This window comes from Microbacterium sp. BH-3-3-3 (assembly GCF_001792815.1).
GTDB lineage: Bacteria > Actinomycetota > Actinomycetes > Actinomycetales > Microbacteriaceae > Microbacterium.
The window spans coordinates 1,229,102-1,241,171 of record NZ_CP017674.1; the positions used below are offsets into that span (position 1 = coordinate 1,229,102).

Consider the following 12,070-nt stretch of genomic DNA (forward strand, 5'->3'; position numbering starts at 1 on the left):
TCATGAGCCCCGCGAAGACGCCCGCCGAGATCCTCGACATCGACGGACACGAGGTGCGCGTCACCAGTCCCGATCGCGTCGTGTTCGCCGAGCCCGCCCTCACCAAGCTCGACCTCGTGCGCTACTACCTCGCCGTCGCCGAGGGGGCGCTCCGGGGCGCCGGTGGGCGGCCGATGGTGCTGAAGCGCTTCTCGAAGGGCCTCGACCAGGAGCCGTTCTTCCAGAAACGCGTGCCCGAGAACCACCCCGCCTTCATCGACACCGCGACCCTGCGCTACGCCTCGGGCACGTCCGCGGAAGAGACGGTGATCCGGGATGCCGCGGGCCTGGCGTGGGTCGTCAACCTCGGCTGCCTCGACCTCAACCCGCATCCCGTGCGAGCCGAAGACCTCGATCATCCCGACGAGCTGCGCGTGGACCTCGACCCGATGCCGGGGGTCGACTGGTCGCAGATCGTCGACGTGGCCTTCATCGCCCGCGACGTCCTGGAAGACCACGGGCTCGTCGGCTGGCCCAAGACCTCGGGGTCGCGCGGTCTGCATATCCTCGTGCGCCTCCGCCCCGAGTGGAACTTCGCCGACGTGCGTCTCGCGGCCGAAACCCTGGCCCGCGAGGTCGAGAATCGCGCGCCGGGGCTCGCCACGGCCCGCTGGTGGAAGGAGGAGCGGGGCGAGAGCGTCTTCGTCGACTTCAACCAGAACGCCAAGGACCGCACGGTCGCATCGGCCTACTCCGTGCGCGCCCTCCCCGACGCGCGCGTCTCGACACCGTTGACCTGGGACGAGGTGCGAAACCGCCGCCCCGACGAGTTCACCGTCCTCACCGTGCCCGAGCGCTTCGCGACACTCGGTGATCCCCACGCCGGGATCGACGACGCGGCGGGGTCTCTCGACGCGCTCCTCGCCCTCGCGAAGGAGCTCGGGCCGGCCGACAAGCCCCCGCGCGGCGGCGACGGTTCGGGCCGGCGCGCGTCGACCATGCCGCTCATCGAGGTCGCGCGCACCAAGACCAAGCCCGAGGCGCTGGAGGCACTCGAGACGTGGAAGCAGCGGCATCCCGACGCCACCTCTGCCCTTCACCCGGCCGACGTGCTCGTCGACGGCATGCGCGGCTCGAGCTCGCTCTGGTACCGCGTGCGGGTGAATCTGCAGCACGTTCCGGATGCCGAGCGCCCGGCGCAGGAAGACCTGATCGCCGACTACGACCCCTGGGCCGGCCGATCCCCGTCGTGAGCGTTCGACAGCGAGGCGACGAGGTGGGCGCGACCGTAGTCGTACGCCTGATCGAGGTCGCCGCCGAGCCGGAAGGCCCCGCCGAGCTCCATGGTCACGAAGCCCGTGGCCCAGGCCGTCAGCAGTCGCGCGGCGTCGAGCGCGTGCTTCTCGCCCACCGCCGACGTGGTCGCCCGCAGCACCGGCGCGCTCGTGGCCGCGAGGCGCTCGGCATCCACCACCGTCGTGAACAGCAGACGGAACGCCTCGGGACGATCGTGGCCGAAGCGACGGAACGCGATCAACAGGGCGTCGAGATCGTCGGATGCCGCCGTCAGCCGAGCGGTGAGCTCGTCGGCGGCCCGCTCCCCGACGCGCGCGAGCAGAGTCTCGCGGTCGCGCACCCTCTTGTAGAGCGAGGGCGCCTTCACCCCCACCGCCTGCGCGACGGCCTGCATCGTGACGGCGCTCGGTCCGCCCTCGTCGAGCAGTCGCGCTGCCGCATCGACGATCTCGTCGAGGCTCGTTCTCTCCGGAGTCGGCATGATTCCTCCCATGGCTACGGATATAAGCTATCATGGCTAACGTTCGTAGCCATTCAGGAAGGCCCCTCATGAGACTCGCTCCGTCGCTCCACCGCATCGGCAACGACATCGTCGCCTCGTACCTCATCGTCACTCCCGAGGGCATCACCCTCGTCGACGCCGGACTCCCCGGCATGCACACCGATCTGCTTCGAGAACTGGATGCCATCGGCCGCACCCTCGACGACATCCGCGGCGTCGTGCTCACCCACGGCGACAGCGACCACGTCGGCTTCGCCGAGCGCCTGCGCCGCGAGCACGGCGTTCCCGTCTACGTGCACTCCGCCGACGCCGACCGCGCCCGCGGGGGCTCCAAGCCGAAGGCGGCCATGGGCCCGATCCGCCTCGGCCCCCTGCTCAGCTTCGCCGCCTACGGGATCCGCAAGGGCGTGCGCCCCCAGTGGCTGACCGAGGTGAACGAGGTCTCCGACGGCGACGTGCTCGAGCTCCCGGGCAGCCCCCGCGTGGTCGGCATGCCCGGACACTCCCCGGGCAGCATCGCCGTGCACTCCCCCGCCGTGCGCGCGGTGTTCGTCGGCGATGCGCTCACCACGCGCCACGTGCTCACCGGTCGCATGGGCGCCGCCCCCGCACCGTTCACCGACGACCCCGCCGAGGCGATGGCCTCTCTCGACCGCATCGCCGGACTGGATGCCGAGTGGGTCCTGCCCGGCCACGGTCCCGCCTTCCACGGCTCACCGGCCGCCGCCGCCGACGCCGTGAGGGCTGCCGCGCGCGGCTGAGCGGGGCTCGCGGGGTTCGCGCGCGACGGTGGCTCCGCCCCCGCCGGGGCTGAGGGTCCGAGCGAGGGACGCCGCCCCGCCGCAGCGCCCCGCCCCCGCCGGGCTCAGCGCCGCCGGTCGCGCGACAGCGCCTCGGCGCACGCTGCGGCCAGCGTCTGCATCGCCCGCGCGGGACTCAGCGTCGTCGCCGCATCGAGGGCCTCGGTCGAGAGGCGTTCGCGCAGCGCGGCATCCGTCAGCACGCGCCGCAGTGCGTCGACGAGCGCGTCTTCGTCGCCGTCGGGCACCAGGATGCCGCCTCCCCCGGCCAGCATGTCGCGCGGGCCGTAGCGGATGTCGTAGGCGACCACCGGGGTGCCGTGCGCGAGGGCCTCGGCCAGCGCCAGCCCCTGCCCCTCGAAGGCCGAGGTCGTGAGGTACACCGCGGCCCGATCGAGCACCGCGCCGGGATCGGTGGTGAGTCCGGGGAGCGTCACGACCTGGTCGAGGCCGAGTTCGACGACGAGGGCTTCGAGGTCGGCGCGCTGCGCCCCTTCTCCCCACAGTTCCAGACGCGCCCCGGGCACCTCGGCCGAGACTCGCGCGAAGGCACGGATGGCGTGCCCGAGCCGCTTACCGGGCGCGAGGCGACCGAGCACGACCACCCGGCCCGCGTCGCGATCGATCGAGGGGACGCTGACCTTCGGACCCACCACGGCGTGCGGGGCGACGAGGTCGTTCGCCACCGCCCCGAAGCGGTCGCGCACGTCGTCACGCTGGTACGCCGTCGGCCAGAGCACCGCGTCGAAGCGCGGCGAGATCTCGAACCACCGCCTCCACAGGGCGTTCAGGTCGGAGTCCTCCCGGTACGGCGGTTCGAGATGGATGGTGTGCACGGTGTGGACGATCCGCACTCGGTCGTCGCCCCAGCCCACGATGAGCTCGCCGAGCTGACGCGACTCGCAGATGACGACGATGGGGCGGTCGTTCTCGGCGCGCAGGCCCGACGCGAGCGAGGTCAGCCACGCGCGGTACAGGGCGCCGAATCCGTCGACGACCCCGACGGGCTCGCCCGCGGCATCCCGGATCACGATGGGTGCGGTGGTGAGGTGCCAATCGGGGTCGGCGACCTGGGGCAGCTCGATGGCTCCCCCGGCGACGCTCCGGTACTCGAACGCCGGGTCGGCCCCACCCTCGCGTGCCGCCTGCCGCACCCACGCTGCCGCTCCTCCGTCGGGTGCCGCGGCCTCGTCGAAGAGGTTCCGGAACATCCCGGGTGCCGCCGCCACCCCGCGCTCGACGAAGGTCGCCCGATGCGCCGCGTGGGCGTCGACGGTGCCGGGGTCGACCGTCAACAGCAGCGGAGCCGCTCCCGCCTCGGCCATCTGCCCGGCGCGCGCGAGGGCGGAGATCGTGTACCCCCCGTCGAGATCGGGGATGAGCCGACTCGACAGGATGAGGTACCACGCGTCGGGGAAGTCGCCGAGAGTCACGCCTCCATCCTCCCCCACGCGCCGCCGATTCCCCGGCCGGCACCGCTGCGCGTCAGGAGTCAGCCGAAGCTCACTCCCACTCGATCGTCCCCGGCGGCTTCGACGTCACGTCGAGCACGACACGGTTGACGTCGCGCACCTCGTTGGTGATGCGGTTGCTGATCTTCGACAGCACGTCGTAGGGCAGCCGCGTCCAGTCGGCGGTCATGGCGTCTTCGCTCGAGACGGGCCGCAGCACGATCGGGTGACCGTAGGTGCGACCGTCGCCCTGTACGCCGACCGAGCGCACGTCGGCGAGGAGCACGACGGGGCACTGCCAGATCTCGTCGTCGAGTCCGGCCTTGGTCAGCTCGGCGCGGGCGATGGCGTCGGCCGCACGCAGGATCTCGAGACGGTCAGCGGTGACCTCGCCCACGATGCGGATGCCAAGACCGGGCCCCGGAAAGGGCTGACGGCCGACGATGGCCTCGGGAAGCCCGAGCTCCCGGCCGATCGCGCGCACCTCGTCCTTGAACAGGGTGCGCAGCGGCTCGACGAGCTCGAACTGCAGGTCTTCGGGAAGACCGCCGACGTTGTGGTGGCTCTTGATGTTGGCGGTGCCCGCACCGCCGCCCGACTCCACGACGTCGGGGTAGAGCGTTCCCTGCACGAGGAAGCGCACCTGCTCCCCCTCGGCCGCGGCTTCGGCGACGAGGTCGGCCTGCACCTTCTCGAACGCGCGGATGAACTCGCGGCCGATGATCTTGCGCTTCTGCTCGGGGTCGCTGACACCGGCGAGGGCGTCGAGGAACGTCTCGCGCGCGTCGACGGTGATGAGGCGGACGCCGGTCGAGGCGACGTAGTCGTTCTCGACCTGCTCGCGCTCACCCTGGCGGAGGAGTCCGTGGTCGACGAACACGGCGATGAGCTGGTCGCCGACGGCCTCGTGCACGAGGGCGGTCGAGACCGCCGAGTCGACGCCGCCCGAGAGGGCCGAGATGACGCGGCCGGTGCCGACCTGCTGGCGGATGCGCTCCACCTGCTCGGCGATGACGTTGCCGCTGTTCCAGTCCGCGGGGAGTCCCGCGGCCTTGTGCAGGAAGTTCTCGATCACGCGCTGTCCGTGGTCGGAGTGCTTGACCTCGGGGTGCCACTGCACGCCGTACATACGACGGGCGTCGTTCGAGAAGGCTGCGACGGGGGTGTGCGCGGTGCGGGCGAGCACCTCGAAGCCCTCGGGTGCGCGCGAGACCTGGTCGCCGTGGCTCATCCAGACGTTCTGCTCGGCGGGCTGCCCCTCGAGCAGCGTGCCCTCGGTCACGACGGTGGCGTCGGTCGCGCCGTACTCGCGGAGCCCGGTGTTGGCGACCTCGCCGCCGAGGGCTTTCGCCATGACCTGGAAGCCGTAGCAGATACCCAGCGTCGGCACGTCGAGGTCGAAGACGTCCTCGTCGAGGCGGGGGGCGCCTTCTTCGTACACCGACGACGGGCCACCCGACAGGATGATGCCGACGGGGTTCTTCGCGGCGATGTCGGCGGCGGTCGCGGTGTGCGGCACGATCTCGCTGTACACGCCCGCTTCGCGGACGCGACGGGCGATGAGCTGCGCGTACTGGGCGCCGAAGTCGACGACGAGGACGGGGCGCTGGGACGTTTCGGTCTGTTCGGTCACCGCTGGCCTTCCGGGGCAGAGACGGGAGCGGATGCCAGGGCGGCCTCGCGCTCGGCGAGATAGGCGCGCACGCCGTGGGCGGTGCGCACCTCGAGGATGAAGGAGAGGAACGGCACCACGCCACCGAGGGCGAGGAACACGAACCGACGGAACGGCCAGCGCATGAGGCTCCACACGCGGAAGCACGAGATCAGGTACACGACGTAGAACCAGCCGTGCGCGACGAGGATCGCGAGAGAGACGTTGACGCCGTCACCCGTGGAGAGGATGCTGCACTCGTTGGTCCAGGGCACGAAGAGCGAGAACCACTGGCAATCGGGGCCGGGGATGGCATCCGCGAACCACAGGAAGCCACCCGATCCGCCGAGGAACAGCTCCATGTGCAGGGGCGTGTACTTCAGGATCATCTCGGCGACCAGCAGCAGCAGGCCGATACCGGTGATGACCGAGCAGATCTGGTAGAACTTCAGGGCTCCGCGAATCGCCGGGAACGAGGCGAGCTTCGGGGCACGGGGCATGGATGCCAGTCTAGTCGCGGGTTGCCGAGGCCCCCGCCGCGAGCGCGTCGGCGTACTCGTCTTCGAGGTCTTCGACCTCTTTCTCCCACGCGTCACGTGCGAGGCGGTACCAGAGGTACAGCGCGAAGCCGGCGAAGATCGCCCACTCCGCCGCGTAGAAGATGTTCAGCCAGTTCACTCTCGAACCCTCGTCGGGCGCCGGTGACGAGATCGGCTCGAGGGGCCCGATGACGCTCTGCGAGGCGATGTACTGGCGGTACACCCGCAGGTCGTCGACGTCGTGCCACCGGCCGAGGAGCATCGCCGGGGACATGCGGGTGAGGGTCTGGGTGTCAGCCCCCCGGGGCGGAACGGACGGGCCTTCGTCGGAGATGAGACGACCCGTGACCTCGACGGTCGCGGTGGGGTCGGCGTCGACGGCGGCCTGGAGCTCGTCGACAGCGGCGTCGGCCTGCTCGCGCGAGGCGGTCCAGCCCGTGGCGACGGCGACCGACGTGGGCTCAGCGGTACCCGTGATGCGCAGCTGGCCCGTGACCCAGTACCCCTCGACGTCGTCGTTGAAACGAGACGACACGACGATGAAATCGGATGCCACCCACTGGCCGCTCACCTCGACCCGCTGTCCGACCTGCGGCTCGGGCAGGTACGCGCCGGGCTGCACGACGTCGGCGAGCGGCTGGACGTTCTCGGTCAGGCCGGGCTCGGGCGGCGAGGTGTCGATCGCGCGGCCCAACTGCCACTGCCCCAGCCACGCGAGGGCACCGGCGACGACGAGCGAGAACGCCAGCAGCGCGATCCACCGGGGTCGCAGCATGACTTCCCGCAGGGTGGGCGGGAAGATCTGCGGCGGCTCCGGTCGGGTCGCGGGGGTGACGGTCACTCGGTCTCCGTATCAGTGCCCGTAGGGGGCGACGACGACCTCGACCCGCTGGAACTCCTTGAGGTCGGAGTACCCGGTGGTCGCCATCGACTTCTTCAGGGCTCCGATGAGGTTCGCGGTGCCGTCGGCGACGGGCGCCGGCCCGAAGAGCACCTGCTCGAGCGGTCCGACGCGGTCGACCGCGACGCGGTGGCCGCGCGGCAGCTTGGGGTGGTGCGCTTCGGGACCCCAGTGGAATCCGCGGCCCGGGGCGTCGGTGGCGCGGGCGAGCGCCACGCCGAGCATGACCGCATCGGCACCCATGGCGAGGGCCTTCACGATGTCGCCCGAGGTGCCCACGCCTCCGTCGGCGATGACGTGCACGTAACGTCCGCCCGACTCGTCGAGGTAGTCGCGGCGGGCGCCGGCGACGTCGGCGACGGCGGTGGCCATCGGCGCGTGCAGGCCGAGCGTGGCGCGGGTGGTCGAGGCGGCACCGCCGCCGAAGCCGACGAGGACGCCCGCGGCGCCCGTGCGCATGAGGTGCAGCGCCGCCGTGTAGGTGGCCGCTCCGCCCACGATGACGGGGACGTCGAGGTCGTAGATGAACTTCTTGAGGTTCAGCGGCTCGACGCCGCTCGAGACGTGCTCGGCCGAGACCGTGGTGCCGCGGATGACGAACAGGTCGACGCCCGCGGCGACGACGGTCTCGTACAGGTCGTGCGTTCGCTGCGGGGTGAGGGCGCCGGCGACGGTGACCCCCGCGGCGCGCACCTCGGCGAGGCGATCGCGCACGAGCTCGGGCTTGATGGGCTCGGCGTACAGCTGCTGCATACGCCGCGTGGCGTCGGCGTCGGCCAGCGTCGCGATCTCGGCCAGCAGGGGCTCGGGGTCGTCGTAGCGCGTCCAGAGGCCTTCGAGGTCGAGCACGCCGAGGCCGCCGAGACGACCGAGCTCGATGGCGGTGCGCGGGCTCACCACGGAGTCCATCGGCGCACCGAGCACGGGGATCTCGAACGGGAACGCGTCGATGGTCCACGCCGTCGAGACGTCTTCGGGGTTGCGCGTGCGCCGCGACGGCACGACGGCGATGTCGTCGAAGGTGTAGGCGCGGCGGGCGCGCTTGGCGCGGCCGAGGTCGATCTCCATGGTCACCCCTCCAGCCTACCCGCGCCCTTCGACATCGCCGCCGGGGTCGGGAGCGCGGGCGGCATCGACGGGCGCGGCGAGGTCGTTGCCGCCGCGGAGGATTCGCGTGAGGAGTCCGTCGAAGAGGAACACCAGGAACGCCATCGACCCGATCACCGGGCTCAGCGCCATCGCGACGAGACCCAGCACCACGGCGCTGAATCCCGCACGCCCCATGCGACGGGCGTCGTCGCGCGAGAGGTCGGGGATCGCACCGGACCGCGCCGCCCACACCCACTGGATCCAGCCGAGCAGGATCGCGAGGAAGAAGTTGACGGGCAGCAGCACCCGCCCCAGGAGCAGATCGTCGTAGGTGGTGTTCAGCGACGAGGTGAAAGGCACCAGGACCACGAGCAGCAGGCGGAAGCTGTTGATCCACATGCCGAGCGCGTCGATCCGCGCGATGTACTCGAACTGCCGTACGTGCGTCATCCACATGAGGCACAGGAGCAGGAAACTGATGACGAACGAGAAGACGGGGTGCGCGAGACCCACGAGACCGGCCGCGAGGTCGTCGTTCGTGCGGATCGTCCCCAGCGACTGATCGGTGAGGCCCAGCACGAGCAGGGTCGCGGCGATCGCGAACACGCCATCGGTGAACGCCTCGGTCCGCCGCGCCGAGAGCGACGCCTCGGGGTGGCTCCTGCGTCGGATCATGCGCACAGCGTAGTCGCGGGAGCGGAACGACGAGGGGCCGGGCAGTCGCCTGCCCGGCCCCTCGTCAAGCCGCGTTACTTCTTGTAGTTCGGCGCCTCGACGACGATCTGCACGTCGTGCGGGTGGGATTCCTTCAGACCCGCCGACGTGATGCGCACGAAGCGTCCCTTGCTCTTGAGCTCCTCGACGGTGCGGGCGCCGACGTAGAACATCGACTGACGCAGGCCGCCGATGAGCTGGTACGCCACCGCGGCGACGGGGCCGCGGTAGGGGACCTGGCCCTCGATGCCCTCGGGGATGAGCTTGTCGTCGCTGGGCACGTCGGCCTGGAAGTAGCGGTCCTTCGAGTACGACGTCTTCTTGCCGCGGGTCTGCAGCGCACCGAGCGAGCCCATGCCGCGGTACTGCTTGAACTGCTTGCCGCCCTGGAAGACGATCTCGCCCGGCGACTCGTCGGTGCCGGCGAGGAGCGAACCGAGCATGACGGTGTCGGCACCGGCGACGAGCGCCTTGGCGATGTCACCCGAGTACTGCAGACCACCGTCGGCGATGACCGGCACGCCCGCGGGGATCGCGGCCTGTGCGGCCTCGTAGATCGCGGTGACCTGCGGCACGCCCACGCCGGCCACGACGCGGGTGGTGCAGATCGACCCCGGTCCGACGCCGACCTTCACGGCATCCACTCCCGCGTCGATGAGCGCCTGAGCGCCCTCGCGCGTCGCGACGTTTCCGCCGATGACGTCGATGTGCGCGAACGACGCGTCGGCCTTGAGGCGGGTGACGATGTCGATGACGCCGGCCGACTGCCCATTGGCGGTGTCGACGACGAGGACGTCGACACCGGCGTCGCGCAGCGCCTCGGCGCGCTGCCAGGCGTCGCCGAAGAAACCGATGGCGGCGCCGACGCGCAGCCGACCCTGGTCGTCCTTGGTGGCGAGGGGGTACTTCTCGCTCTTGTCGAAGTCCTTGATGGTGATGAGGCCGGCGAGCTTCCCGTCTTCGTCGACGAGGGGGAGCTTCTCGACCCGGTGCTTCGCGAAAGTCGCGATGACGTCGTTGGCGTGGATGCCGACGTGGCCCGTGATGAGCCCGTCCTTGGTCATCACGTCCTTCACCAGCGTCGTCTGACGCTCGAAGCCCGAGACGAAACGCATGTCGCGGTTGGTGATGATGCCCACGAGCACGCCGTCGGGGTCGACCACCGGCAGACCCGAGATGCGGTACTGGGCGCACATCGCGTCGACCTCGGCCACCGTGGCATCCGGGGTCGTGGTGATGGGGTTCGAGACCATGCCCGACTCGCTGCGCTTGACCTGGTCGACGATCGACGACTGGTCCTCGATCGAGAGGTTTCGGTGGACGATGCCGATGCCGCCCTGTCGGGCGATCGCGATGGCCATGCGGGCCTCAGTGACGGTGTCCATCGCACTCGAGAGCAGAGGCGTCGCCACGGTGATGCGACGGGTGAGACGCGACGACGTATCGGCCTCGCTCGGGATGACGTCGGTGTGCCCGGGAAGGAGCAACACGTCGTCATAAGTCAGTCCGATGAAACCGAAGGGGTCGTGCTGCTCCATGGATCCTCCTGCGCGCGCGGCGCCTGTTCGAAAAAAGGACGACGTCGGCCGGGGCGCGCGAAGCGCTCCGCCCGTAATTCTAAGCGTCGGGACCCTGGGAATTGTTCCCGTGCAGGTGGCCGCGACGCGCAATCCTCATGACACGGTTCGCTAACGACGCGGTCGGCGAAACACCCTCGACACATTACGCTCGTAGCGTCGACCGTCGAAGCTGACGGACGACTTCGTCAGCGCTGCCGAACTGGAGACTCCGTGGGTCATTCCTCCCCCACCGCGACACGATCGCGATCCCTATCCCGCATGGCTGCCGTCGTCTCGCTCCTCGCGAGTGCGATAGCCGTCCTGAGCCTGCTCTTCGCGTCACCTGCGAGCGCAGCCGCCACCACCGCACCAACACCCGCCGCCACGACCGGAACGGGCGACGTCTCATCGCAGTACACGATCGGCGGCATCATCCGCGCCGAGGATGAACCGCTCGAGGGCGTCGAGATCTCGGTCGAGGGCTCCGGCTTCTCGGAGGTCGGCACGACCGGTGCCGACGGTCGCTGGTCGGTCGCGGTTCCCGGGCCCGGCAGCTACACCGCCGAGCTCCAGGTCGACACGCTGCCCGACGGTGTCGCACCCCGCGACCCCGACAACGTCACGCGTGACGTCACGGTGGGAACGACGAACACGGTCAACGTGCTCTTCCCCACCGGTGAGGGAACGGCGGCGAGCGGCTCGATCTGGGACACGTTGTTCTCGCGCTTCTTCTACGGCCTCAACTTCGGCCTGCTGCTCGCCCTGGCCGCCATCGGCATCTCGCTGATCTTCGGCACGACGGGCGTCAACAATTTCGCGCACGGCGAGATGCTCACCTTCGGCGCGATCATCTTCTACATGTTCACGGCCATGGGCTGGAACATCATCCTGGCGGTGCTGCTCACCGTGGCGCTCTCGGTCGCGCTGGGCTGGACACAGGATGCCGTGCTGTTCAAACCTCTGCGCAAACGCGGGGTGGGGCTGGTCCAAGTGCTGATCGTCACGATCGGTCTGTCGATCGTGCTGCGCTACCTGTACCTCTACTTCTTCGACGGCGGCACGCGCAACATCGACACCGGCATCACCGACAACGTCACGATCGGCCCGGTGACGGTCACGCTCACCTCGATCATCAGCATGGGCGTCAGCGTGGTCATGCTCGGCGCGGTGGCCTACTTCCTGACCCGAACCCGCATCGGCAAGGCCACCCGCGCCGTCAGCGACAACGCGTCGCTCGCCGCGGCATCCGGCATCAACGTCGACCGCGTCATCCGCATCGTCTGGATGCTGGCCGGTGGCCTGACGGGCCTCTCGGGCGTCCTCTACGGCCTGTACCGCGGCGTCACCTGGGACATGGGCTTCGCGATCCTGCTGCTGCTGTTCGCCGCCGTCACCCTCGGCGGCCTGGGCAGTGCCTTCGGCGCCCTGGTCGGTTCGCTGATCATCGGCATCATCACGGAACTGTCCACCATCGTCATCCCACCCGACCTCCGGTACGCGGTGGCCCTGATCGTGCTCATCGGCGTGCTGCTCTTCCGGCCGCAAGGTGTGCTCGGTCGTAAAGAGCGGATCGGTTGAGGAACGACGAC

11 protein-coding genes are annotated in these 12,070 nt (G+C 70.2%); 3 read left to right on the forward strand and 8 right to left on the reverse strand.

Translation table 11 applies throughout. From position 1 onward, the window contains the following. The first annotated feature begins 2 nt into the window (after window positions 1-2). Complete coding sequence (gene ligD, locus BJP65_RS05680) at window positions 3-1,232, forward strand: non-homologous end-joining DNA ligase (protein WP_070408510.1); 1,230 nt, start codon at window positions 3-5, stop codon at window positions 1,230-1,232. Here the strand turns inward: ligD and BJP65_RS05685 are convergent. Beyond that, the gene (locus tag BJP65_RS05685; RefSeq protein ID WP_070408511.1) at window positions 1,199-1,756 is read right to left on the reverse strand and encodes a TetR/AcrR family transcriptional regulator; all 558 of its coding nucleotides are present in this window, start codon (window positions 1,754-1,756) and stop codon (window positions 1,199-1,201) included. The genes ligD and BJP65_RS05685 overlap by 34 nt on opposite strands. Before the next feature lie 68 nt (window positions 1,757-1,824). Between BJP65_RS05685 and BJP65_RS05690 the strand changes: the two genes are divergently transcribed. Next, window positions 1,825-2,538, forward strand: coding sequence for an MBL fold metallo-hydrolase (locus BJP65_RS05690; protein ID WP_070408512.1), 714 nt, complete (start codon window positions 1,825-1,827; stop codon window positions 2,536-2,538). A 104-nt stretch (window positions 2,539-2,642) separates the two neighbouring features. On the opposite strand, the gene BJP65_RS05695 is transcribed toward BJP65_RS05690, so the two are convergent. The 7 genes from BJP65_RS05695 to guaB form a co-directional block, all read right to left on the reverse strand. Further along, window positions 2,643-4,010, reverse strand: a complete 1,368-nt coding sequence (locus BJP65_RS05695; RefSeq protein ID WP_070408513.1) for a glycosyltransferase — start codon at window positions 4,008-4,010, stop codon at window positions 2,643-2,645. 70 nt (window positions 4,011-4,080) lie between these two features. After that, the gene (gene guaA, locus BJP65_RS05700; RefSeq protein WP_055834003.1) at window positions 4,081-5,661 is read right to left on the reverse strand and encodes a glutamine-hydrolyzing GMP synthase; all 1,581 of its coding nucleotides are present in this window, start codon (window positions 5,659-5,661) and stop codon (window positions 4,081-4,083) included. Further along, a complete protein-coding gene (locus tag BJP65_RS05705; protein WP_055834000.1) occupies window positions 5,658-6,179 on the reverse strand; it encodes a DUF3817 domain-containing protein in 522 nt (173 codons plus the stop codon). Before BJP65_RS05705 ends, guaA begins: the two co-directional genes overlap by 4 nt. A 10-nt stretch (window positions 6,180-6,189) precedes the next feature. Continuing rightward, on the reverse strand, window positions 6,190-7,059 hold the full coding sequence (locus tag BJP65_RS05710; RefSeq protein WP_070408514.1) for an SURF1 family protein: 870 nt from the start codon (window positions 7,057-7,059) through the stop codon (window positions 6,190-6,192). A gap of 12 nt (window positions 7,060-7,071) precedes the next feature. Continuing rightward, window positions 7,072-8,187, reverse strand: a complete 1,116-nt coding sequence (locus BJP65_RS05715) for a GuaB3 family IMP dehydrogenase-related protein (RefSeq protein ID WP_055833994.1) — start codon at window positions 8,185-8,187, stop codon at window positions 7,072-7,074. Window positions 8,188-8,202: 15 nt separating this feature from the next. Beyond that, window positions 8,203-8,883 carry a TMEM175 family protein gene (locus BJP65_RS05720; RefSeq protein WP_070409867.1) on the reverse strand — a complete coding sequence of 227 codons (681 nt, stop codon included), beginning with the start codon at window positions 8,881-8,883 and terminating at the stop codon, window positions 8,203-8,205. Between the two features lie 74 nt (window positions 8,884-8,957). Then, window positions 8,958-10,460 carry an IMP dehydrogenase gene (gene guaB, locus BJP65_RS05725; RefSeq protein WP_055833991.1) on the reverse strand — a complete coding sequence of 501 codons (1,503 nt, stop codon included), beginning with the start codon at window positions 10,458-10,460 and terminating at the stop codon, window positions 8,958-8,960. A 300-nt stretch (window positions 10,461-10,760) separates the two neighbouring features. Here guaB and BJP65_RS05730 point away from each other — a divergent pair, with 300 nt between their 5' ends. Beyond that, window positions 10,761-12,059: a branched-chain amino acid ABC transporter permease gene (locus tag BJP65_RS05730; protein WP_070408515.1), complete on the forward strand. Its 1,299-nt coding sequence runs from the start codon at window positions 10,761-10,763 to the stop codon at window positions 12,057-12,059. Window positions 12,060-12,070: the final 11 nt, after the last annotated feature.

Bases quoted from the DNA above. Each gene is read 5' to 3' on its own strand.
- ligD (WP_070408510.1), top strand. From the start codon at position 3: ATGAGCCCCGCGAAGACGCCCGCCGAGATCCTCGACATCGACGGACAC.
- BJP65_RS05685 (WP_070408511.1), bottom strand. From the start codon at position 1,756: ATGCCGACTCCGGAGAGAACGAGCCTCGACGAGATCGTCGATGCGGCA.
- BJP65_RS05690 (WP_070408512.1), top strand. From the start codon at position 1,825: ATGAGACTCGCTCCGTCGCTCCACCGCATCGGCAACGACATCGTCGCC.
- BJP65_RS05705 (WP_055834000.1), bottom strand. From the start codon at position 6,179: ATGCCCCGTGCCCCGAAGCTCGCCTCGTTCCCGGCGATTCGCGGAGCC.
- BJP65_RS05715 (WP_055833994.1), bottom strand. From the start codon at position 8,187: ATGGAGATCGACCTCGGCCGCGCCAAGCGCGCCCGCCGCGCCTACACC.
- BJP65_RS05720 (WP_070409867.1), bottom strand. From the start codon at position 8,883: ATGATCCGACGCAGGAGCCACCCCGAGGCGTCGCTCTCGGCGCGGCGG.
- guaB (WP_055833991.1), bottom strand. From the start codon at position 10,460: ATGGAGCAGCACGACCCCTTCGGTTTCATCGGACTGACTTATGACGAC.
- BJP65_RS05730 (WP_070408515.1), top strand. From the start codon at position 10,761: ATGGCTGCCGTCGTCTCGCTCCTCGCGAGTGCGATAGCCGTCCTGAGC.